Annotated in this window: 19 protein-coding genes; 11 read left to right on the top strand and 8 right to left on the bottom strand. The window is 68.1% G+C overall.

All coding sequences use genetic code 11. The features are described from left to right. Nucleotides 1–334: 334 nt before the first annotated feature. The 4 genes from ACWPXK_RS25595 (at nucleotide 335) to ACWPXK_RS25580 (ending at nucleotide 2,288) form a co-directional block, all read left to right on the top strand. Complete coding sequence (locus tag ACWPXK_RS25595; RefSeq protein WP_454198708.1) at nucleotides 335–610, top strand: hypothetical protein; 276 nt, start codon at nucleotides 335–337, stop codon at nucleotides 608–610. Continuing rightward, nucleotides 588–1,121 (top strand): DUF6879 family protein, encoded by a 534-nt coding sequence (locus ACWPXK_RS25590; RefSeq protein WP_454198707.1) that lies wholly within the window; start codon nucleotides 588–590, stop codon nucleotides 1,119–1,121. The genes ACWPXK_RS25595 and ACWPXK_RS25590 overlap by 23 nt, the downstream gene beginning before the upstream one ends. Beyond that, nucleotides 1,121–1,984: a helix-turn-helix domain-containing protein gene (locus ACWPXK_RS25585; protein ID WP_454198706.1), complete on the top strand. Its 864-nt coding sequence runs from the start codon at nucleotides 1,121–1,123 to the stop codon at nucleotides 1,982–1,984. Before ACWPXK_RS25590 ends, ACWPXK_RS25585 begins: the two co-directional genes overlap by 1 nt. Before the next feature lie 136 nt (nucleotides 1,985–2,120). After that, nucleotides 2,121–2,288 (top strand): hypothetical protein, encoded by a 168-nt coding sequence (locus tag ACWPXK_RS25580; RefSeq protein WP_454198705.1) that lies wholly within the window; start codon nucleotides 2,121–2,123, stop codon nucleotides 2,286–2,288. A gap of 163 nt (nucleotides 2,289–2,451) precedes the next feature. Here the strand turns inward: ACWPXK_RS25580 and ACWPXK_RS25575 are convergent, their stop codons facing one another. Together ACWPXK_RS25575 and ACWPXK_RS25570 are read right to left on the bottom strand one after the other, a co-directional pair. Beyond that, nucleotides 2,452–4,053 (bottom strand): FadD3 family acyl-CoA ligase, encoded by a 1,602-nt coding sequence (locus ACWPXK_RS25575; RefSeq protein ID WP_454198704.1) that lies wholly within the window; start codon nucleotides 4,051–4,053, stop codon nucleotides 2,452–2,454. Nucleotides 4,054–4,342: 289 nt separating this feature from the next. Then, complete coding sequence (locus tag ACWPXK_RS25570) at nucleotides 4,343–4,594, bottom strand: aldehyde dehydrogenase family protein (protein WP_454198703.1); 252 nt, start codon at nucleotides 4,592–4,594, stop codon at nucleotides 4,343–4,345. Nucleotides 4,595–4,716: 122 nt separating this feature from the next. On the opposite strand from ACWPXK_RS25570, the gene ACWPXK_RS25565 reads away from it, so the two are divergent. From ACWPXK_RS25565 to ACWPXK_RS25555, 3 genes are all read left to right on the top strand, one after another. Further along, nucleotides 4,717–6,876 carry a pyruvate, phosphate dikinase gene (locus ACWPXK_RS25565; protein WP_454198702.1) on the top strand — a complete coding sequence of 720 codons (2,160 nt, stop codon included), beginning with the start codon at nucleotides 4,717–4,719 and terminating at the stop codon, nucleotides 6,874–6,876. Beyond that, entirely contained in the window at nucleotides 6,866–7,651 is a 786-nt protein-coding gene (locus ACWPXK_RS25560; protein WP_454198701.1) for a tyrosine-protein phosphatase, read from the top strand. The genes ACWPXK_RS25565 and ACWPXK_RS25560 overlap by 11 nt, the downstream gene beginning before the upstream one ends. Nucleotides 7,652–7,788: 137 nt before the next feature. Continuing rightward, nucleotides 7,789–8,550, top strand: coding sequence for a dienelactone hydrolase family protein (locus ACWPXK_RS25555; protein WP_454198700.1), 762 nt, complete (start codon nucleotides 7,789–7,791; stop codon nucleotides 8,548–8,550). Between the two features lie 243 nt (nucleotides 8,551–8,793). Here the strand turns inward: ACWPXK_RS25555 and ACWPXK_RS25550 are convergent, their stop codons facing one another. Both ACWPXK_RS25550 and ACWPXK_RS25545 read right to left on the bottom strand, forming a co-directional pair. Further along, nucleotides 8,794–9,699 (bottom strand): tyrosine-protein phosphatase, encoded by a 906-nt coding sequence (locus ACWPXK_RS25550; RefSeq protein ID WP_454198699.1) that lies wholly within the window; start codon nucleotides 9,697–9,699, stop codon nucleotides 8,794–8,796. A gap of 80 nt (nucleotides 9,700–9,779) precedes the next feature. Beyond that, the gene (locus tag ACWPXK_RS25545; protein WP_454198698.1) at nucleotides 9,780–12,209 is read right to left on the bottom strand and encodes a PEP-utilizing enzyme; all 2,430 of its coding nucleotides are present in this window, start codon (nucleotides 12,207–12,209) and stop codon (nucleotides 9,780–9,782) included. 136 nt (nucleotides 12,210–12,345) lie between these two features. Here ACWPXK_RS25545 and ACWPXK_RS25540 point away from each other — a divergent pair, with 136 nt between their 5' ends. The 3 genes from ACWPXK_RS25540 (at nucleotide 12,346) to ACWPXK_RS25530 (ending at nucleotide 15,942) form a co-directional block, all read left to right on the top strand. Next, a complete protein-coding gene (locus ACWPXK_RS25540; RefSeq protein WP_454198697.1) occupies nucleotides 12,346–13,827 on the top strand; it encodes an FAD-dependent oxidoreductase in 1,482 nt (493 codons plus the stop codon). A gap of 97 nt (nucleotides 13,828–13,924) precedes the next feature. Continuing rightward, nucleotides 13,925–15,088 carry a 3-hydroxy-9,10-secoandrosta-1,3,5(10)-triene-9,17-dione monooxygenase oxygenase subunit gene (gene hsaA / locus ACWPXK_RS25535; RefSeq protein ID WP_454198696.1) on the top strand — a complete coding sequence of 388 codons (1,164 nt, stop codon included), beginning with the start codon at nucleotides 13,925–13,927 and terminating at the stop codon, nucleotides 15,086–15,088. Then, nucleotides 15,088–15,942: an alpha/beta fold hydrolase gene (locus ACWPXK_RS25530; RefSeq protein ID WP_454198695.1), complete on the top strand. Its 855-nt coding sequence runs from the start codon at nucleotides 15,088–15,090 to the stop codon at nucleotides 15,940–15,942. The genes hsaA and ACWPXK_RS25530 overlap by 1 nt, the downstream gene beginning before the upstream one ends. Before the next feature lie 13 nt (nucleotides 15,943–15,955). On the opposite strand, the gene ACWPXK_RS25525 is transcribed toward ACWPXK_RS25530, so the two are convergent. The 4 genes from ACWPXK_RS25525 to ACWPXK_RS25510 form a co-directional block, all read right to left on the bottom strand. Next, nucleotides 15,956–18,226, bottom strand: a complete 2,271-nt coding sequence (locus tag ACWPXK_RS25525) for an ATP-binding protein (RefSeq protein WP_454198694.1) — start codon at nucleotides 18,224–18,226, stop codon at nucleotides 15,956–15,958. 74 nt (nucleotides 18,227–18,300) lie between these two features. Beyond that, complete coding sequence (locus ACWPXK_RS25520) at nucleotides 18,301–19,530, bottom strand: bifunctional 3,4-dihydroxy-2-butanone-4-phosphate synthase/GTP cyclohydrolase II (protein WP_454198693.1); 1,230 nt, start codon at nucleotides 19,528–19,530, stop codon at nucleotides 18,301–18,303. Between the two features lie 61 nt (nucleotides 19,531–19,591). Then, nucleotides 19,592–20,155, bottom strand: coding sequence for a PadR family transcriptional regulator (locus tag ACWPXK_RS25515; protein ID WP_454198692.1), 564 nt, complete (start codon nucleotides 20,153–20,155; stop codon nucleotides 19,592–19,594). A gap of 49 nt (nucleotides 20,156–20,204) precedes the next feature. After that, nucleotides 20,205–21,038 (bottom strand): IclR family transcriptional regulator, encoded by an 834-nt coding sequence (locus tag ACWPXK_RS25510; RefSeq protein ID WP_454198691.1) that lies wholly within the window; start codon nucleotides 21,036–21,038, stop codon nucleotides 20,205–20,207. 222 nt (nucleotides 21,039–21,260) lie between these two features. Here ACWPXK_RS25510 and ACWPXK_RS25505 point away from each other — a divergent pair, with 222 nt between their 5' ends. Further along, complete coding sequence (locus tag ACWPXK_RS25505) at nucleotides 21,261–21,767, top strand: flavin reductase family protein (protein WP_454198690.1); 507 nt, start codon at nucleotides 21,261–21,263, stop codon at nucleotides 21,765–21,767. The last annotated feature ends 24 nt before the right edge of the window (nucleotides 21,768–21,791 follow it).

The following is a 21,791-nucleotide window of genomic DNA, read 5'->3' as shown; positions in this document are numbered from 1 at the left end:
GTACCCGATCGCTGTTGGCCGTGCCCTCATCTGCTCACCTCGCTCGTAGCCGTTGGTAAGCACCCGACGCCGGGGAACAGCCGTCCCCGATGACCTAGTGAATGGACTCACCCGGCGTCGCGTGCTGCTGACTGACGCTACGAACCGCCAACCAGGCTTGTCTTCCAACTTGCGGATGCTTGCGTAAATAGCTTGATCCGCGCACATCGCCCGGACAGCAGCGGAATAATGAGGATTGCCTTCGCAAGGAGACGCAAGCCACTAGACAGGAGAATCGATCATGCGTTTACAGTTCCTCGGAAGCGGGGGGTCCGACAGGAACGGATGCCCTACCTTGTTCGCCACTGACCACGGATACGTCGTCCAGGCATGGAAGACCGACCGGCCCGATACGGTCGAGCTTCCTCATCTCCTGCTGGGCTTCGTCGAGCCGGATACCTTCGTAGGTGCACTCCTCACGGACACCGGGCGAGGTACGTTCCTCTTGACGGGTAGGCCGGTCACGGATCTCGAGACGCTGGGGCAGATGGCGATCGAGGACAACGAGACCGCTATCGAAGTACCGAAGGCTGAAAGGACTTACTACGGTGGAGTTTCGCGGAGTCGATGACTGGGTTCATCCGTTCCACGAGTGCCGACATTCGGCCTTCCATATGGAGGTTCGCGACTCCTACGCCGAACCTGCCGAATCGGAGGCGCTGCGACGGTTTCTGAACAACGAACCACCGCCGGAATACGACAAGAGTGATTGGCTCGGACTCATCCGGGACATGACCAGCCGAGGTGTCACGGTCAGTCGAATTCGTGTGGTCACCGTGCCACATGTCGGATATCAGCGCTGGCTACTATCGGTCACAGGGGAAAACGTAGAAGCGGGTGAAGACATTCGATATGTCCCGCGCTATTCGGTAGACCCCGAGATTGTACCGAGTGACGATTGGTGGTTGTTCGATGACGAATCTGTAGTCTTCAATCTCGCGCACCCGGACGGAAAACCTGCCGGGACCGGGACAACAACCGACCCGGCAATTGTCGCATACTGCCGAGAGGTCAAGAATAAGCTCTGGCCGTTTGCGACACCTTATCGGGATTACTACGTCGACTCGGCGAACACCCGGTAGTGACCAGCTCAGTTCAGGAGGCAAGAGAGGCTTTCGGCCTGAGACTGCGAGAACTCCGAAAGGATTCGGGAATCTCGGGCCGGGAGCTTGCCGCTCATCTCGGCGTACACGAATCGAAGATAAGCCGAATAGAGCACGGCAAGGCCACACCTTCACCCGACGATGTGCGGGCCTATTGTCGGCTCTGTAATGCCGACGACGAGTTGCCGGAACTCCTGGCGAGTCTACACAATATCGACGCTGCGTATATGGAGTGGAGGCGGGTACTCGGCGCGGGGATCAAACGTGCTCAGCAGCTCGTCATGAAAAACGAGGCCGCCGCCGAGTTCATACGAAACTACGAGCCTCAGGTAATTCCTGGACTGCTCCAGACCGCCGAATACGCCGAAGCCAAGCTCCGAAGCGTCATCCAGTTCTACAACCTTCCAAACGATTTGGACAGCGGTGTATCGAAACGGATGGAACGTCAGCAGATACTCTACAAGCGCGGACACCGATTTCATTTCCTGATCAGCGAGAAATCGCTGTACGGCACAGTCGGCAATGATGCCGTTATGCTCGGGCAACTCGACAGACTGCTCTCGATAATCGGAATGCCGAGAGTCACGTTAGGAATCGTCCCCCTCACCGCCGAGGTCATCGTATCCGTGGAGAACTTCATGATGTTCGACAACCGCGTGATCAAAGTCGAGGGTCACACAGCAGAACTGACCATTACCCAGCCACGAGAGATAGCTCTCTATGGTCGCGCGTTCGATATCCTTGCCAGGCAATCCGCAACCGGCGAGGCGGCGCGGACGCTGATCAAGAAGGCGATCAACGCCCGACGTAGCAGTCCGAATAAGCATGACCTCACCGAATGAACATAGAGCCTGGACGGCACTCTGGTCGATGATGCACCGCCTTTTCTCTCATTGCCAAATTGCCTGGTAACCAGGGTTAGTTCAGCCACATCATGCACAACTCCTCGTCGGGTGGTCGGATGGCGTTTTCTTTACCGTGACGACCTGGGAGGGTGAGCTGGAGAATCGCGAGCCTGAAAAGTGCAGCGGCCTGGAGTGGTTCGCCATTGATGCCTTGCCCGATCACATGATCGGCTGCTGCCGCACGGCGATGCAGCGCATCGCCGACGGAACGGTCTTTTCGGTCTACGGCTGGTGGCGATAAGGCTCCAGCCGACCCGGTGGTGTGCGTCAGAGACCCGGCTCACCGCATTCGCGGGGGCCGGGTCTTCGGCGATTCATGCCAAACTCCCGTCGTCGGATTCGACGATGCCGTTGTTCAACGAGAGCGGAGAACCGAAAGGCTCTCGGCGAGGTGACACAGGTGCTCATGATCGGGCCGCGGATGAACGCAGGATGCGTTTGAGAACCTTGCCGTTGGCGTTGCGGGGTAAGGACGCCAAGAACTCGATGCGACGCGGGACCTTGTATCCGGCCATGCGGGTACGAGCCCACGCGATGATCTCCGCCGCGTCGATATCGGCGGGGCCGTTGCGGACGACGAAGGCGCAGCCCACTTCGCCGAGCCGGGAGTCGGGGACGCCGACCACTGCCGCTTCGCGAATAGCGGGATGCATGAGGAGGATTCGCTCGATCTCGGCGGGGTAGGCGTTGAAGCCACCGACGATGAACATGTCCGCGAGGCGATCGGAGATGCGCAGGTAGCCGTCGGCGTCCAGGGTGCCGATGTCACCGGTGTGCAGCCAGCCGCTGGAATCGATGGCGGCCGTGGTCGCCCCGGGGTCATCGAGGTAGCCGTGCATCACAGTGGGACCACGAACGACGATCTCCCCGGGCTCACCGGCCGACACGGGCCGACAGGCCGCATCCACGATGCGAACCTGCACTCCCGGCAGCGCTTTTCCGACCGTGCCCGCGATGCGATCGGCGGGTGCATCGGGCGGGCACACCGTGACGACGCCGTTCGATTCGGTCAGGCCGTATGCGGTGAACACCTTTTCGGCGCCGAGATCACGGCGGATCCGGTCCACCAACCCGGTCGGCACGCTCGAACCGCCGGTACCCACCAGACGCAATGAACTCAGATCGTGGGCTTCCCGCCGATCATGGTCGAGCAAGTCGTGGAAGAGCGTCGGGGGACCGGTCAGCACGGTGGCCCGCTCACGCTCGACGAGACCGAGCACCTGCTCCGGATCGAATCGGTTCACCGGCATCATGGCGGCCCCGCGCAGTAGGCACGCGATGACCCCCGCTTTGTAGCCGAAGGTGTGGGAGAACGGGTTGACCAGCAGGTACCTGTCGTCGCCGGAAAGGGTGACCGCGTCAGCCCAGCGCGCGAACGTCTCGATTGTCTGCCGGTGGGTGGCCGGTACGCCCTTCGGGACACCTGTGGTGCCGGAGGTGAACAAGATGTCGGAGACCGCCTCCGCGTCCACGGACGCGCTCCGCGACTCGGCCTCCGCCCGGGGTACCCCAGTGCCGAGCGCGAGAAACCCAGGCCACGAGAGATTCTCACGCGTGCCCTCGGGAGCGTCGTCGAGGAGCACCGTCGCCCGCAGCTCTGGCAGCGCGTGTCCTGAATCCCGCAGCATCCGCGGGTAGTCGTTGCCGAGGAACTTGCGCACGGTGAACAGCATGCGACACCGGCTGCGAGCGAGGATTTCGGCCGCCTCGGGACCGCGTAGCCGTGTGCTGACCGGAACGAGCGTCGCCCCAGCACCGAGTACGCCGAGCGCGGCGATCACCCATCGCGCGCCGTTGGGTGCCCAGATCGCCACACGGTCCTCTGGCTGGACCCCCAGCGACAGCATCGCCCGCGTGACGCGCTGTGCTTCCGTGGCCAGCTCGGCATAGGTGAGCTGCTCCTCGGGCGTCACCACCGCCACGCGCGCACCGTGTAGCCGTGCCCGGTCGGCCACTACCGCGGGAATCGTCGCGAGCTCGCTGGTGGCCGCGCACCGTCGATCCATGCGGCGATCCTGCCGCACGAGCTGATCGATCCCGCCCGATCACTGCCACATATCCCGCTGATCGGGAATGCTCCCTCTCCCACACATTCCGGACCTGGTGTTTGGCACCGATGTTCATCATCGGGTTCGGCATCGGTGATTCGTTCGAGATCGCCCTGACCATCGTGGCGCCGAACGCAACCCTCGCAGGTCGCCGAGCGGTGGCGCCGCCAGCGCGGGCGTCGTTGACGAGACGCGGCATCTCGGCGTCGGTATCGGGGTCGGCGTCGGGGTCGGGCATCGGCATCGATCAATGGGCATCGATCAATGGGCCGACTACCACGTTCGGCTCGGTCCCGCGACCCATCGGCAGCGCCGCCACTCGATCGGCGAGCCTACGTGCGAAGACGTCCGCAACGCCGCGCTGGGCGAGGACGCGGTTGGCGGCGGTGCAGTACCCCGCGGTGGCGGACGGTGGCGCAACGTCTGCGGACCCCGTTCGGACAGCCGCGGGCTGATCCTGCTCAGCGGGACCACGGCTACGGCAGGTGACCGATGACACGGCAGGCTCGAATCGGGCGACAGGTGTGCCGCGCCGCGGTTCGCACTCGGCTGGACGCAGTCCGGATAGGAAGTACGAATCCCACTGCGGCGCAGGCTGTTCAGTGATTGCTAAGGAGTGATATGACCGCCGGAGCAGAGCTAGTGGAGCGAAACGACGAGGCGGCGGGCGCGGCGCCGGTCGTCGCAGTCGACGGCACCTGTTCGCTGTCCCGGGAACGAATCGGTGGGAAGGCGTGGAGCATCAACCGCATGCGCGCCCTCGGTCTTTCGGTGCCGCCCGCGTTCGTGATCACCATCGACGGCTGGGCGGACTTCTCGGCACGCGGGGTGATCGGCGACGACATCTGGCGCGGGGTCCGCGCGGGCATCGCCGCGCTCGAACGCGGTACCGGGCGGAACTTCGGATCCGGTACGCGTCCGCTGCTGGTGTCGGTGCGCTCGGGCGCCGCGGTGAGCATGCCGGGGATGATGGACACGGTGCTCAACCTCGGCATGAACGAGGCCGTGGCGCAAGCACTGGCCGCCGAGAGCGGGAACCCGACTTATGCGGTCGATACCCGGGAACGCTTCCGCGCTCAGTACAGCGAAACCGTGCTGGGTGACGCCGCCGGTTCGGTGCCCGAGGACCCGTGGGAGCAGCTACGCGCGGCCATCAGCGCGGTGTTCCGGTCCTGGGATTCGACGCGGGCGCGGACATACCGGCGCAATCGCGGCATGTCCGGCGCCCCGGGCACCGCGGTCACGGTACAGGCGATGGTCTTCGGAAACCTCGACGCGAAATCCGGCACCGGTGTGCTGTTCAGCCGCGACCCCAACACGGGCGAGCGCGCGATGTTCGGCGAATGGCTGGTCGGCGGACAGGGCGAGGACGTGGTGTCGGGCCGGACGACCCCGCGGCCGCTCGACGAGCTGGCCACCCTGCTGCCGCAGGCGCACGGCCAACTCCTCGCGGCGGCCGAACTGCTGGAACGCGATGGTCGCGATATCCAGGACATCGAATTCACCGTCGAATCCGGCGTCTTGTGGCTGTTGCAATCGCGTCCGGCGAAGCGTTCGGCGCGGGCGGCGGTCCGCGCCGCGGTGGCGATGGCCGACGAGGGACTCATCGGAGCGGACGAGGCGCTGGACCGGGTCACCGCCGATCAGGTGCGGGCCGTGCTGCGTCCCGCTACCGGTGCGTACACGGGGACGCCGCTGGCCCGGGGCGAATCCGCGTGTCCTGGACTCGCCACGGGTGTCGTCGTGAGCGATCCGGACGAGGCGGAGCGCCGCGCGGAGGCGGGTGAGGACGTGATCTTGGTGCGCCCGACCACCAGCCCGGACGATCTGCACGGCATGATCGCCGCCCAGGCGATCGTCACCGGACTGGGTGGCGTCACGTCGCACGCCGCGCTGGTCAGTCGGGAAATCGGCAGGCCGTGTGTGGTCGGCTGCGGTCCCGGTGTCGTCGAAGGGCTGGTCGGTCAGGTCGTCACCGTCGACGGCGGCGCGGGCACGGTGTGGCCGGGCCGGGTCGAAGGCAAACCCGTCGACGCGGGCACCCTCGCGGATGTCGGCCGGTTGGCCGACTGGGCGGGTATCGACGTCGACGGGTTGGCGGCGTGGCTGGACGCACGTGCGACCGCCACCTCGACCCAGGTGGACACGCAAACCGCCACGGTGACCAAGGTTCCCGACCTGGATCTGCTGCGGCTGATCGGGATCAAGGGCCGGGCCGCCCACGATGCGCTCGCCGCGGGCCTCGGCGCCGCGGCGGAGACCGTCACGGCCCGATGCGAAGAGCTGGTGGCCGCGGGCCTCTGCGCCGCGACGCCGATCGGTGTGCGCCTCACGGCCGAAGGCAGACAGCACTTGGAGGGCCTGCTTGCGACGGAGCGACGGGACACCGACCGGGCCGCGATCGCCTCCGTCTACGCCGAATTCTGTTCGTTCAACGGCGATCTCAAGACCATCGTGACCGCGTGGCAGATGAAAGATCCGGCCACCGTCAACGACCACGCCGACGCCGACTACGACGGCGCCGTCCTGGCCCGGCTGACCGAACTGCACCGCACCGTGCAGCCACTGCTGCGGCGGATCGGCGAGGTCGCACCGCGTTTGGCGCGGTACGCCGCTCGGTTCGCGCACGCGATCGAGCGGATCGCCGCCGGAGATCACTCCTGGGTCGCCCGGCCGGTGCTCGACAGCTACCACACCGTGTGGTTCGAGCTGCACGAGGACCTGATCGGACTGTGCGGCCTGAGCCGCGCCGACGAGGCGGCGGCCGGCCGTGCCCACTGACACCGCGGGGGAGTCGACCGTGCCGGACGGCCGCTGGGTCGAGTTCGCCCAAATCGACAACGTGCGCGATCTGGGTGGCCTACCCGTGCAGGGCGGGGGCACAACCCGTTTCGGAGTGGTCTACCGTTCCAGCACTCCGCAGCACCTCACCGAATCCGATCTGGCGAAACTGCTCGGCCCGATCGGTCTGCGCACGCTGATCGACCTGCGGCTGCCCGACGAGGTGGAGCGCGAGGGCTACGGACTGCTCGCCACCACCGACGTGGCGCGAGTCGGCCTGCCCGTGCGGAAGTCGCCGCAATCTTCCCTGGCGGCACGGGATCTGGTGCCGGACTCCAGCCGGGTCGACTTGGTGGACCTGTACGACAAGCTGCTGGCGGGCAGCGTCGATACCATCCTGGCGGCCGTACGGCTGATCGTCGACGCGGACCGCCACTCGGTGCTGTTCCATTGCGCCGCGGGCAAGGATCGCACCGGTGTACTCGCCGCGGTGCTGCTGGACGCGGTCGGCGTGCCCCCGGAGGCGATCGCGGCCGACTACGCGCTGACCGGGGAACGCATGCGGCGAGTCCGCGACCGGCTCGACGCGCTCCCGTCCTACGCGGGCCTGCCTCCGGTCAGCACCGGCATTCTCGGCGTCGAAGCCGAGGTCATGCGTCGCTTCGTCGCGAACCTGTCCGCCGAGCACGGCGGTTCGGCCGAATGGTTGCTGACCAGCGGGTTGACCACCGCGGAGCTGGCAGGACTGCGCGAAGTGCTGATCGCACCTACCTAATGGACAGCCTTGAAGCACTCGGTTTCGAGGCTGCTGCCGCGCAGTTCGGCAATCCAGGTCAGCTGGAGGTGAGTCGAACCGGCCGATCGTGAATGAGGTATGTTCCGAAACGGTCGACTCGACAGGAGGATTCAACGATGACTGCGGTGCACGGTATGTCGGTCGACGTTCAGACACCCGATGGTGTCGCCGACGCGTATGTCGCCTACCCAGACGATGGCGCCGCCCATCCGGGAGTGCTGGTGATTCAGGACGGTTTCGGACTGCGGCCGAGCCTGCGATCGCTGGCCGATCGCATTGCCGCCCACGGCTACACCGTCCTGCTGCCGAACGCCTACTACCGGCACGGGCGTGCGCCGGTGATCGAGCTGCCGGACTTCATCGACCCGGCGGAGCGGCCGGAGATCTTCCAGCAGGTCTTCCCGATGATCCGCGAGCTGACACCGGAACTCCTGCGTTCCGACGCCGGCGCCTACCTCGCGTGGCTGGCAGCGTCGCCGCAGGTCGCCGAGGGGAAGGTCGGCCTGACCGGCTACTGCATGGGTGCGCGGCTGGCGGTGCTGACTGCCGCTATGTTCCCCGATCGGGTTGCGGCGGTGGCCGGATTCCATGGCGGACCGCTCGTCACCGACACCCCGGACAGTCCGCACCTGACCGTCGGAAACATCACGGCGGAGCTGTATTTCGCCCACGCCGGCGAGGATCACCACATGACTCCGGAACACATCGCCCAGTTCGACAAGGCACTCGATGCCGCCGGCGTCCGCCACCGCACCGAGGTCTACGAGGGCGCCCAGCACGGCTACACCCAGGCCGATACTTCCGCCCACGACCCCGAGGCCGCCGAACGGCACTACCGCGAACTGCTGGCCCTGTTCGACCGCAATTTACGCCACTAGCCGGCTCGCCGAGCCCGCGGTTACGCACCGACGGATCAGTCGGTCGGGCGGCGCGCGATCTCGACGACGGCGGCGGGGACCGGCCACATAACCACCGCTGGAGCTACACCAGTGCATATCGCCAGTCGATTTGGGCCGCCGAGTGTGTGAGCCGTGCGCCTGTTTTCGGCCGCGGGATCTCGTTGGGCTGAGACGAGCGAGTGGGTCGGTGGATCACGATCCACCGACCCGCCCTTTTCCCGACTACCGAGGCAACAGTTTGGATTTCAGCGCGTCCAGCGTCGCACCGTCGATACCGAGCCCGTCGGAGACGAACCGGTCGAACGACCCGAACGACGCACCGGCCTGGTCGAAAGCGGCGTCGAGGTAATCACTGCGCACGCCGAGGATAGGATCGAACAGCGCGGGATCGGTGACCAAGCCCCTGGCCACCAGGCCATCCGTCAGCGCCTTGTTGCCCGCGGCCAGGTTGTCGTTCGATTCCAGATAGTCCTTGTACACCTGGCCCTTCGGGACGCCGAGCGCGGTCATCAGTATCGCGGTCATCCAGCCGGTGCGGTCTTTGCCCGCCGTGCAGTGGTAGAGCACCGGTCCGGTGGCGTTCGCGACATCCCGGATCGCGGCGCCGAACTGTGCGCGAGCCGTTGGGTCGGCGACGAACCAGCGATAGTAGCCGCGCATGATCTCGGCGGCCCTGCCGTCACCGAACATCTGCTGCTGCACCGCAGGACCACCTTGCACGGCCTTGCCCACCATGACGTAGAAGTCGTTGGCCGGGTCGTACACCGGGCGCGCCTGCGCGGGGATCGAGGCCGGGAGCTTGTCGGGGTTGGCCTGGACCTCGGCCGGGCTGCGGAAGTCGATCACACTGGTGATGCCCAACGTCACCAGCTTCTGCTGGTCAGTGGCGGTGAGCTTGTCCAGGGCTTCGGTACGGAAGACGACGCCTGTGCGCAGCTTGCCATTGCCCTGGGTGGGATAGTCGCCGATATCCCGCGCATTCGGAGCCGTCGATAGCTCCATGGAACGGTTGTGCACGGTGTGGACCAGCACCGGGCCCGCCAATGCGGTGGTGGTGGACGGGAACACGGCGATCAATGCGGCGGCGACACCGGCCATTGCACCGCGAACAGCACGCGAAATCGTCACTGGATCATTCCTTCCATAGGGGTCGCGGCCCGGCGACGCCGAGCCGGCGGATGGGCCGGGTGCGTGATCCCGGTCCGAACTCAGGCGTCGACGAGCAGGGTGACCGTGCCTGCCGACCCGTCGACGCGCACCCGCTGCCCGTCGGCCAGGCTGGTGCTGGCGGTCTTGGTGTCGACGACACAGGGGATGCCGAATTCCCGGGCCACGATGGCCGCGTGCGAGGCCGAGCCGCCGATGTCGGTGACCACCGCGGAGGCGTAGGCGAACATCGCGGTGTGCCCGGTATCGGTCACCGAAGCGACGAGGATGTCGCCCGGCTCGATGTCGTCGTCCAGGGACAGCACCCGCTTCACGGTGCCCTCCACCACGCCGGGGCATACTCCGATGCCGGTCAGGCTTTCTCCCGGCGCCAGAGCACCCGCGTCGGGTAGCGGTTCCCACGCACCCGCGATTACATCCGGCATCCGCACGCCCCGCAGCCGCGCCAGTTCCGCCCGCCGTCGTGCCACGCGCTCGGCCATATCCGCAGGTGCCCAGAGGATTTCGTCGAGCGTCAAGAAGCAGGCGTCCTCGGCGTCCTGGAGCCACCCCGCCCGGACCAGCCGTTCCGCGCGTTCCCGCACGGCCAGGCGCAGGCAATGGGTGTACCGGACGACCGCGTCGCGGACGCGTTCGCGCGCCATCGTCGCTCCGGCGGCCATCCGTGCGGTGCGGCTCGGCGCCGGGTCGACCGGTTCCCGCTTGGGCGCGGGCATTTCGGCAGCTCGCGCGGCGGCGATCACCAACAGTTCGGGCCGGTCGCCGAAGGTCGGGTTGATCAGCTCGCATTCGCCCGGTCCGCGATGCCCGATCTTCCGCAGCTCCTCGTCCAGCGCGGCGGCGAAGGCCGGGGAGACCGCCCCAGCCGCCGCGAGATCGCCCGCGTGTGCCGCGCCGTGCAACGCGGTGTCGCTGCGGCACAACTCGGCGAGCCGTTCCACGGCGAGCATGGTCCTGGCCGACTCCAGCCGCTCCAGGTCGATCGGCACGGCCGCGGATTCCTTCCCGCGAGAGTGGATGGCAGTGGCCGCGCCGGTCATCATGACGCCGATGGAGGCCGCCGCCCAGGATTGATTCAGCCGGTCGCGCCAGAGCAGCGTTCTGGCATGCAGCTGTTCGTCGGTGAGCTCGCGTATCGCCGCGGCGCCCAGGGATTCCTGATGCGCGGCGGCGTTGATGCCCTCGGTGGTCTCGCGATACCTCAGCGCCGTGCGCAACACCCGGCCCGCCGCGCGCCAGGTGGCGCGGGTACTGGCGAAACCGGTCGGGGTCGGCGGCTTGCCGTGCGGGGTGAGTGAGATCTCGGCCGGGATGTTGCCGTACACGTCGCGGCGGATGCTCTGCTCGTCCCAGCCGGGCATGTTCTCCGCGGCCAGGACGCCGATGGAGGCGTTGATGTAGATGTGGTGCCCGAGCACGGTCGTGACGCGACTGGTCCAGTGCTCCAGCGCTATTCCGTCCAGCGCGATCATCCTGCCCATCGCCGCGTTGGCCAGCCGGATCGCGCCTGCCTGGAGATCGACGGTGAGCGGTGTCAGCGGTCCGGGCAGCGCCTCGGAGGTATTCGTCGCGGTGTGTACCGGGTAGGCCGGGTCGACGCGATCATCGAATTCGCCTTCGAGTCCTTCCGGAGCCACCGACACGAGGGAGTGGCCGTCCGACGTGCTCGCACGAGCGGGTATCAGATAGCCGGGCAAGGGGATCGCGCCGGGCCGGGCGACGAAGTCGTGGCCGTCGAACCTGCGGCCCACAAGTCCGCGGACGATGTCGGCAGCTACTTCGGCGGCGGTCCAACCGCAACGGAATCCCCACTCGTCGCGCGCCGCCGTCGCATCCACCAGCGGCACCGGCCGGGAACGGGCCACCCAGCTGGACACTCGCCTGCCCGCCGCCTCGACGATGCGGCGCGCTTCTTCGCCGGAAACCGTGCCGGGCGCGGCCAGTTCGACAACGCCGGTCCGCGGCAGCACCGCGGCGATCACCAGGAACCGTTCGAAGTCGTCGGTGTGCAGCACCTGGAACCCGCCAGCTCGGCGAGAACCGAGCAGCGGCGCCATAGTTCGCCAACTGTCACGCTCGACGCGCCTGCCCGCGACCGTGGCGGTACGCACGATCAGGGCGTTCGCGCCGCTGGATCGCATGACATCCGTGGCGACCGAATCCCGGCCCGCGACCACGGGGACCACCAGCCGTGCTCCGGCCTCCCGGGCCGCCGCCGCGATCGCGGTGAGTGAACCGCCCAAGTGCACCACCGTCGCGCAACCGGCGACGGCCTGTGCGCAGATCGGTGCACCGGACGGATCACCGGTGATCACCTGGACCCCGGGGTCGACGTACCGGTGCCGCGCACGGTCCAGCCCGACCACGTCGTAACCGGCGGCCAGCAACATCCGCGCCACCGCGCGACCGGTCGGCTCGGAAACTCCGGTGACCAGGACCCGCATGAATTCTTCCTCCTCGCTGGCGTCCACGCAGACGTGACGCCGTTCACACACCATCGCCAGCCCGTGACCACGCGACGGTCCACAGTCCCGGTGAACGGGACCCGAGGGTCGCTCACCAAGACAGCCGACCAGGTATCTCCGGCCGCCGGGGAAGGTCGTTGCCATGAGTGGTCGTTATTCGGTCGCACCCCGGGAGGTCGCCGAGGTGCCCACCTACGACATCGAAACCGACGTGCTGGTGGTCGGTTACGGATGCGCCGGGGCCGCGGCGGCGTTCGAGGCGGCGCGGGCGGGCGCGCAGGTGCTGGTGCTGGATCGGATGGGTGGTGCCGGCGGCGCGTCGGCCCTGTCGGGCGGCGAGATCTATCTCGGCGGCGGCACACCGATTCAGCAGGCGTGCGGATTCGACGACGACCCGGCGGCCATGGCCGCGTTTCTGTCGGCCGCGCTCGGCCCGGGCACAGACACGGACAAGATCACTCGCTACAGCGAGGACAGCGTCGCGCATTTCCACTGGCTCGCCGCCCGCGGTGTACCGTTCAAGCCCACGTTATGGGATGCGCCTGCCTGGGTGCCGCCCACGGATGACGGGCTCATGTGGCTGGGGGAGAACAGCTGGCCGTTCTGCGACCTCGCCGCGCCCGCGCCCCGCGGACATCGCCCGGCCGCCGCCGACTTCGGCGGCAAGCTCCTCATGGACTGCCTGGCCGAGGCCGCCCGATCCGCCGGTGCCACCGCGCTTTTCGACACTCGTGCGACCTGTCTGATCGTCGCGGACGACGGCGCGGTCGCCGGTGTGGTGGCCCGGCGGTACGGCACCGAGCTCGCCGTCCGGGCCCGCCGCGGCGTCGTGCTGACGACCGGCGGATTCGTCGACAACGACGCCATGCTGGCCGCGCACGCGCCGAAACTGCTGGGGCACACCAAAGTCAGCGCGGGCACCGACGACGGCAGCGGCATCCGGATGGCGCAGGCGATCGGCGCGGCCGTGCGGCACATGGCCACCGGCCAGGTGGGTATCTCGCTCATTCCCGGCCTCGCCGCGCGCGGCATGGTGGTGAACGGGCGCGGGCAGCGGTTCGTCAACGAGGACACCTACCCCGGCAGGATCGGTCAGGCGGCGTTGTTCGGGCCCGGCATGGACACCTGGGTCGTGCTGGACGAACGGGCCTACGACGAGGTGCCGCAACAGCAGCGGTGGGGTGTGCGGCCCACCCATGTGGCCGCGACCGTCGAGGAACTCGCCGAGCTCATGGGCGTCCCGGCGGCCGCGCTGGCCGATACCGTCCGGCGATACAACGCCTTCGCTTCCGACGGTGTGGACCCCGAGTTCGGGAAAGCGGCGCGCTGGGTGCGGCCGCTCACGCCACCGTTCGCCGCGATCGACGTCAAGGCGGGCGTGCGGCCACCGGCGGAGTCCGGCGATCGCCGCGGTACCGGCGCCTCCGTCTTCACACTCGGCGGTCTGCACACCTGCATCGACGGTGCGGTGCTCGATATCGACGGCGCCGCGATCCCCGGACTGTTCGCCGCGGGCCGCGCCGCGAGCAACCTGCACGGCGAGGGCTACATCAGCGGTACCTCGCTCGGCGACGGCACCTTCTTCGGCCGCCGTGCGGGCACCGCCGCGGCCCGCGACAACTGAGCCGCACGGTGGATTCCGATCATCGGGATGGATCGGATCCGATGGCGCCGCACCGGCCTAGCGTCGAAACGCAAGCACAACGAGGAGGACTACCGGTATGACGAACAAGGTGCTCGATCGGGTGCGGGATCTGTTGCCCGCCATCCGGGAGCGAGCCGCCGACACCGACCTGCGGCGCAGCGTGCCCGAGCAGAGCATCCGGGAGCTCACCGAGGCCGGCGTGTTCCGCATGCTGCAGCCGTCCCGCTTCGGCGGCGACGAATCCTCGCCGGTGGCGTTCTACGCGGTGATCCGCGCCATCGCCACCGCCTGCCCGTCCACGGCCTGGGTGTCGTCGGTGCTGGGCGCGCACCCGTGGCAGCTGGCACTGTTCCCGCTGCGAGCGCAGGAGGACGTGTGGAGCGCCGATCCGGACACCTTGGTCTCGTCGTCGTACGCGCCGACCGGCAAGCTCACGCCCGTCGAGGGCGGGTACGAGATCAGCGGTCGCTGGAGCTTCTCCTCCGGGTGCGATCACGCCGGCTGGGCCTTCCTCGGCGCGGTCGTGCCGAACGGCGAAGGGGGAGCGGAGTACCTGACCGTTCTGGTGCCGCGCACCGACTACCGCATCGAGGACGTGTGGCACGTGTCGGGTCTGTCCGGCACCGGCAGCAACGACATCGTCATCGAGAACGCGTTCGTACCCACCTACCGGACCTACAGTGCCACTGATCAGGCGGAACTGCGCGGACCCGGTCAGGAGGTCAATACCGCACCGCTGTATCGGATCTCGTTCGGCGCGGTGTTCTCCAACACCATCACCGCACCGATCATCGGCGCCGCCGAGGGCGCTTACGAAGCGCACATCGAGCGCATGCGGGAACGGGTGCGGATCTCCTATGGCGGGCAGAAAGCGGCCGAAGATCCATTCGCGCACGTCCGGGTCGCTCGCGCCGCCTCCGAGATCGACGCGGCGATCCTGCAGATGGAGCGCAACGTCAGCGAGCAGCTGCGCTATGCCGAGGCGGGCGAGGAGATCCCCTTCGAACTGCGGGTGCGCAGCCGCCGCGACCAGGTGCGCGGCACCGAACGTGCCATCGAGGCCATCGACCTGCTCTTCGACAACTCCGGCGGCCACTCGATCCGCAAACCCAATCCGATCGAACGGCACTGGCGTGACGCGCACGCGGGCAGCGTGCACGTCATCAACGACGTCGAACGCGCGCTCGTTCTCTACGGCCGGAACGCATTCGGGCTGCCGGTCACTGATCGGATGATCTGATGACGCTCACCGCCGAGAACACCACACGTTGGAGCACTACGGCCGGACCGGCAGTGCGCTACCACGAGGCGGGGTCCGGCGCACCGCTGGTGCTGCTGCACGGCTCCGGGCCCGGCGTCTCGGGCTGGGCCAACTTCGGCGCGAATCTGCCGGTGCTCGCTGAGCGTTTCCGCTGCCTGATCGTGGATCAGCCGGGCTTCGGCGGCAGCGGCCGCCCGGAGGTGTACGAACGCAACTATCTGCGCATCTCAGCCGAAGCAGTGCTGGGCATGCTCGACGATCTCGGCCTGGAACGCGTGCACCTGCTGGGCAATTCGATGGGCGGCGCGGTCGCGACGCTGCTGGCACTGGAACATCGCGACCGCGTCGATCGGCTGGTGCTGATGGCGCCCGGTGGCGTCGGGGTGAATGTGCTGGGGCCGGAACCGTCCGAGGGGATCACGCGGCTGCTGGAGTTCAGTGCCGCTCCCACCCGGGAGCGCCTGCTGTCCTGGCTGCGCACCATGGTGTCGAATCCGGCGACCTTGACCGACGAGCTGATCGACGCCCGGCTTGTCGCGGCCTCGGACCCAGCCGCCATCGCCGCGCTGCGCGACGCCTACGCGACCTTCGCCGATCCCGCTCTCGCCGAACCGGTTCCGTTGTGGGCCCGGCTGCGCGGCCTCCGCCCGGAGACACAGATCCTGTGGGGCCGCGACGATCGGGTGACACCGGTCGAGGCGTCGCTGTTCCCGGCACGGCAGATCCCTGGCGCCGACCTGCGCATCTTCGCCCGGTGCGGACATTGGGTGCAGATCGAGCGCAAGTCGGCGTTCGAACGCGCCGTCGTCGATTTCCTCACCGCGGGGCTCTGATCGCGGCCACCGGTCACACACCGTGATCCCGGACCCAGCCCGCGATCTGGGTCCGGGAGGTGAAGCCCAGTTTGGTGAGAATGTGCTCGACGTGGGTCTCGGCGGTGCGCACCGAGATGACCAGGTCGGCGGCGATGCGTTTGTTGCTGTAGCCGGCCGCCACCAGCCGGGCGACGTCCTTCTCCCGGCGAGTGAGGACATCCGCCGCCTCGGACTCGGCGGATGCGGGCTGCGCCGCAGCCGGTGTGCGGCCCAGCGCATAGTCGATCGCCTCGTCCAGCGGCAGCGCCGCACCGCTGTCGAATATCTCCTGGAACGCTTTCGCACCCAGTGCTTGCCGCACCTGGTTGCGCATCTTGTCACCCAGCACGCCGGTGATGGCGTGTGCGAGGCGTACCGTACTGCGCGCGAGAATCTCCGCGGCGCCCAGCAGGCGCGCGGCCCGCTCGAAGTCACCGCGTGCGACCGCCGTCCACGCCAGTCCCTCGAATGCCGAGGCCAGCCAGACGCATCGGTCGAACAGGCGGAACATTTCGATGGACCGGGACAGGTACTCGGTAGCGGCAGCCTGATCGCCGCGACGCCAGTGATCCAGTCCCATCGACCACTGCGCCAGCCCGCCGAGCAGATACGGTCGCCGTTCGCTGGTCACGTCCAGCAGCCGCTCGGCGAAGACGGTCGAGCGCGCGTCGCCGAGCACCAGCGCACACACGAAGGCGAAGGCGAGGCTGTCCATCTCCATTGCGTGATGGCCGCACTCCGCCGCGAGATGCACTGCCGTCTCGGCCGATTCGAGTGCACGTGCGGTGTCGTCGTCGTTGAAGGCCAGCAGCGACGAGTCCAGCATCGCCTCCGCGAGGATGTCCGGCGTGTTGAGTTTGCGTGCCAAGGTGACGCATTCGTCCACCAGCTGGCGAGCGGACCCACGATCCGACAGCAGCGCCGCGAGCGAGGCCGCCGAGGACAGCGCGCGCGCACGAAGCTCCGTCGGTTCGCTCGACTTCGCCAGCGCATCGGTGAGCCATCGATAACCCTCGGTGAGGAAGCGGTTGTGCTCCCAGAACGGCCGCAGCACCGTGGCCATCTCCATAGCCGACTGCGGTGCGTCGGTGAGGCAGAACTGCAGAGCCGCACGCAGATTCGCGTGCTCCCGGTTCAGTTCCCGGAACCAGACGACATCGTCGGAACTCGAGTACGCGGTCCGGCCACGCAGCGCCAGCCGCCGGTAGTGGTCGCGGTGGCGTGCCCGCACCGCGGGCTCGTCGCCCCGCTCGGCCAGCCGATCCTGGGCGAACTGCCGGATCGGCTCCAGCATCGAGTACCGGCCGGTGTCGCCCTCGTAGCGCAGGCTCAGCACCGATTTGTCGACCAAGCCGGTCAGCGCGTCGACGAGGGTCCGCCGGCCGGAGTCGACCACGCACACGGCCTCGGCCGCCTCGAAATCGAAGCCGCCGGCGAATACCGACAGCTGCTCCCACAACCGCTGTTCGGCCGGGGTGCACAGGTCGTAGCTCCAGCGGATCGCACCCTCGATGGTCTGCTGCCGCTGCGGCGCGAGCCGCGGTCCCGCACTGAGCAGGCCCATGGTGTCGTCGAGCCGAGCGAGGATCTGTTCGGGAGTGAACATGCGAAACCGCAACGCGGCCAGTTCCAGTGCGAGCGGAATGCCGTCGAGCCTGCGGCAGATCGCCGCCAGCGCACCACGATTGGCGGCGGTCGCCGCGAAGCCGGGGTTGGCGGCGCCGGCCCGCTCGGCGAGCAGCCGCATCGCATCGCTGTCCGCGGACTCGCCGTCCGGTAGCGGCAGCGGTGCGACCGGCATGACCTGCTCGCCCTGCACCCCGAGCACCTCCCGGCTGGTCGCCAGCACCCGCACGCCAGGAGTGGTGGCCGCGATCCTGCCGACCAGCTCCGCGCAAGCGTCGACCAGGTGCTCGCAGTTGTCCAAGATCAACAGCAGGCGCTTGTCCGCCAGGAACTCGGTCAGCCGGGGCAGTGGCGCGGCCGTGTCGTCACGCAACGCCAGCACCTCCGCGACGGTCACCGTCACCAGATCGGGGTCGTGTACGTCGGCCAGCTCGACCAGCCACACGCCGTCCGGGAACGCGCGCGCGACCGCGACGCCGATCTGGCGGGACAGCCGGGTCTTGCCGACGCCACCCGGACCGAGCAGGGTCAGCACCCGTGTCGTCGGCAGCAGCCTCTTCGCGGCGGCGAGTTCTTCCCGGCGCCCGACGAAGCTGGTGACCTCGGCAGGTAGATTGCCGATCGGACCCCGCGCCATGGATCTCAACCTTATGTACCGCGCCTCGTGCGGAAGAGCATTCTGGACAAATTCAACTCCAGAACCGCCCTTTCTCATCGGATGGCGACCGCGGCGTCGACCTCGGTCAGCTGGTGGCGCATACGGTCACGCTTGGCGCGCAGATAACGCACGTTGTGCTCGGTCGGTCTGGTCTGCAAAGGGATTCGCCGTTCGACGGCGATGCCGCACTCGGTCAGCCCGGTCTGCTTGGCCGGATTGTTGCTGAGCAGCCGGACCGACCGCACACCCAGGTCGGTCAGGATCCGCGCGGCCGCGCCGTAGCGGCGAGCATCGACGGGCAACCCGAGCCGGAGGTTCGCGTCGACGGTGTCGGCGCCGGCATCCTGCAGCTGGTAAGCGCGCAGCTTGTTCAGCAGTCCGACGCCGCGTCCTTCGTGCCCGCGCAGGTAGACCACGACCCCGCGGCCCTCGGCCGCCACGGCCTGCAGGGCGGCGTCCAGTTGCTCGCCGCAATCACAGCGCAGCGAGCCGAACGCGTCGCCGGTGAGGCACTCCGAGTGCACCCGGGTGAGGACATCGCGGCCCTCGGGTGCACCGAGCACCAGCGCGAGATGTTCGGCGTCGGTCGCCGCCTCCCGGTAGCCGACCACCCGGAATTCACCGAAACGCGTGGGCAGCCGGGTCTCGACGACCCGCAGAACGCTCGACTCGAGCCGCTGGCGATAGTCGATCAGATCGGCGATGGAGATGATCGGAATGCCGTGCACCCGGGCCATGGTCAGCAGCTCGGGCAGCCGGGCCATCGACCCGTCGTCGCGCACCACTTCGGCGATGACTCCGGCCGGGCGCAGGCCCGCCAGCCGCGCCAGGTCGACCGCGGCCTCGGTATGACCCTGCCGACCCAATACGCCGCACGGGTGTGCCCGCAGCGGGAACACATGGCCGGGACGGGTGAGATCCTGCGGTGTGGTGCCGGGATCGGCGAGCAGGCGCATGGTGTGGGCGCGGTCGGCGGCCGATATGCCGGTGCCGACACCCGCCGCGGCGTCCACCGAGACCGTGTACGCGGTGCCCTTCGGATCCTGGTTGACCGCGGTCATCGGCGGCAGGTCGAGCCGATCCAGGTCGGCACCGGCCATGGGCACGCACAGGACACCGCTGGTGTGCCGCACCAGGAACCCGATGTTCTCCGCGGTCGCATGCTCCGCGGCCAGCACCAGGTCGCCTTCGTTCTCGCGGTCCTCGTCGTCGACGACGAGCGCCATGCCGCCGCCCGCGATCGCCGCCACCGCGGCAGGCACCGTGTCCAGTTCACCGGTCATCGTCCGCCACCTCCATATGCCTAATCGAAATATGGCGGTGCGGGAACGACCAGGCGGCGTCTCACTCAGTGAGGCGATCGATGTCGGCGAGCAGGTCCCGGGCGAAATCGCGCTCGGCCTCGTAGTGCCGCACGCACCAGCGCAGCACGAGTTCCGGATAAGCCCAGTCCGGATTGGCCTCGGCGCCCTGAGCGTCCGCCTCGGCGCGCTTGCGCATCTTCTCGGCGTAGCGGATGTGCTCGGTGAGGATCTCGCGGAGCCGGTCGGGCTCGGCGAGATTGCCGAGCCAGGCCCGCAGCATCACGCTGTGCTTGAGCACCGGCGCTTCGACCGGGGCGTGGTTGACCCAGGTCGCCGCGGCCGCACGGCCTTCCGGCGTGATGGCGTACATCCGCTTGCCGCGCACGCCGTCCTCCTGCACGACCGTGCGGGAGGTGGCGTAGCCGTGCTTCTCCAAGCGTTTGAGCTCGGCGTAGATCTGGCTGAACGACGGGCTCCAGTAGAAGAACTGCAGGCTCCAGTCGGCCCACTTCTTCAGGTCGTAACCGGAGAGTTCGTCGGCGTGCGAGAGCATTCCGAGCACGGCCCACGCGGTGGTCGGCAGATCGGGCACCGCGGGTGTCACGCCATCGGTCGTCGTCGGACTGTACCGCCCGGGCATATTCCGACTCGGACTATCGCCAGCGGGCGCGGCGTGGGAGGAGCGCCCGACCGGCCTCGTGCGAGATTTCGAGCAGCACCCGCGCCAGCTTGTCGAAGCTCATCGCGTCGACGCGCCCGGACAGCGACAATGCCGCGGGCGCGGTGCCACGGACGCGCAACGGCGCTGCGACACACCCGATTCCCTCCAGCGATTCCTGACGGTCCAGTGCGACGCCTTGGCGCAGCCGGATCTGCGCCAAAGTGCGATGCAGGGCCTCGGGCTCGGTGATGGTGTGCGCGGTCAGTCGCGGCAGCCGGGAATGGAACGCGGCTTCGGCGATACTCGGCTCCAGAGAGGCCAGCATCGCCTTCCCGAGTGCGGTGCAGTGCGCCGGCATGCGGCCGCCGAGCCGGGTCGGCAGCATCGCGGCCAGGCGGCCACCGGCTTTGTCCAAGTACACAACCTCATGGCCGTCGAGCACCGCCAGATGCCCGACCATGCCGGTGCGCTGGCACAACTCGTGCAACAGCGGGCTCACGGCGTCGCGGATCTCGTTGTGGTCCGCGGTGAGCCCGCCCAGTTCGAGAGTGCGCATGCCGAGCCGGTAACCGCCGGACGTGTGGGCCAGCCAGCGCAGCCGGATCATCTGATCGAGGATCCGGTGGACTGTCGACCGCGGCAGGCCGGTGCGCTCCACCAGGCCGAGCAGGGTCAGTGTCGGGGTGGCGGAATCGAACGCGTCCAGAATGAGGGTCATCCGTTCGATCATCGACACCGGCACCTCGGCGGTACCGGCTCCGGTGCCGGCGCGGTGGGAGACCCGGCTGGTGTGCGCGTGCGCGCCGGGCAGCAGGGTGACGCTCATCTGAACCTCCGTCGGTCACACTCGGTACGTCGACCAGGCATTACGTGCTCGATCGTTCGTGTCTCTGCTCACACTGACGGGTTCGTGACCGGGATGAATCGGGGGAACTACGTAGCTTCTACCGATCTCCATCTCGGTGACCGGACTCCGATCTTGACGCCCCTCGGGCAGCGCCTGCTGTCATAGCGATCAGGTATATGCCTGATCGAAAGAGGAGGCCCCATGGAACCGGTGCTGGCGATGGACGGATCGCCGCTGGATGTGCGCGACTTCAAGGCCGTACTGGGCCGCTTCTGCACGGGCGTCACGGTGATCGCGGCGCGGTCCGAGAACGGGCCGATCGGTTTCACCTGCCAATCGTTCTCCGCGCTGTCGCTGGAGCCGCCCGCGGTGTGCTTCTGCCCCGCGCGCACGTCCACGTCGTGGCCGCGCATTCGCGCGGTGGGCCGGTTCTGCGTCAGCATTCTGGCCCACGACCAGCAGGAGATCTGCCGGCAGCTGGCGCGCAGCGGCGCGGACAAGTTCGCCGGGGTCGACTGGGAGCCTTCCCCGAACGGATCGCCACGGTTGGCCGGAACCATGGCGTGGCTCGATTGCGACCTCGAGCAGGAGGTCGACGGTGGCGACCACACCATCGTGATCGCGCGGGTCACCGCGCTGTCGGAACATCGCGAGGCCCCGCCGCTGCTGTTCTACCGCTCCGCGTTCGGGCGGCTCGATGAGGCCTGAGCTCCTCCCGGCCAGTGGGACTAC

The organism is Nocardia sp. Marseille-Q1738, from assembly GCF_965283145.1.
This window is presented reverse-complemented; position numbering and strand designations above follow the sequence as displayed.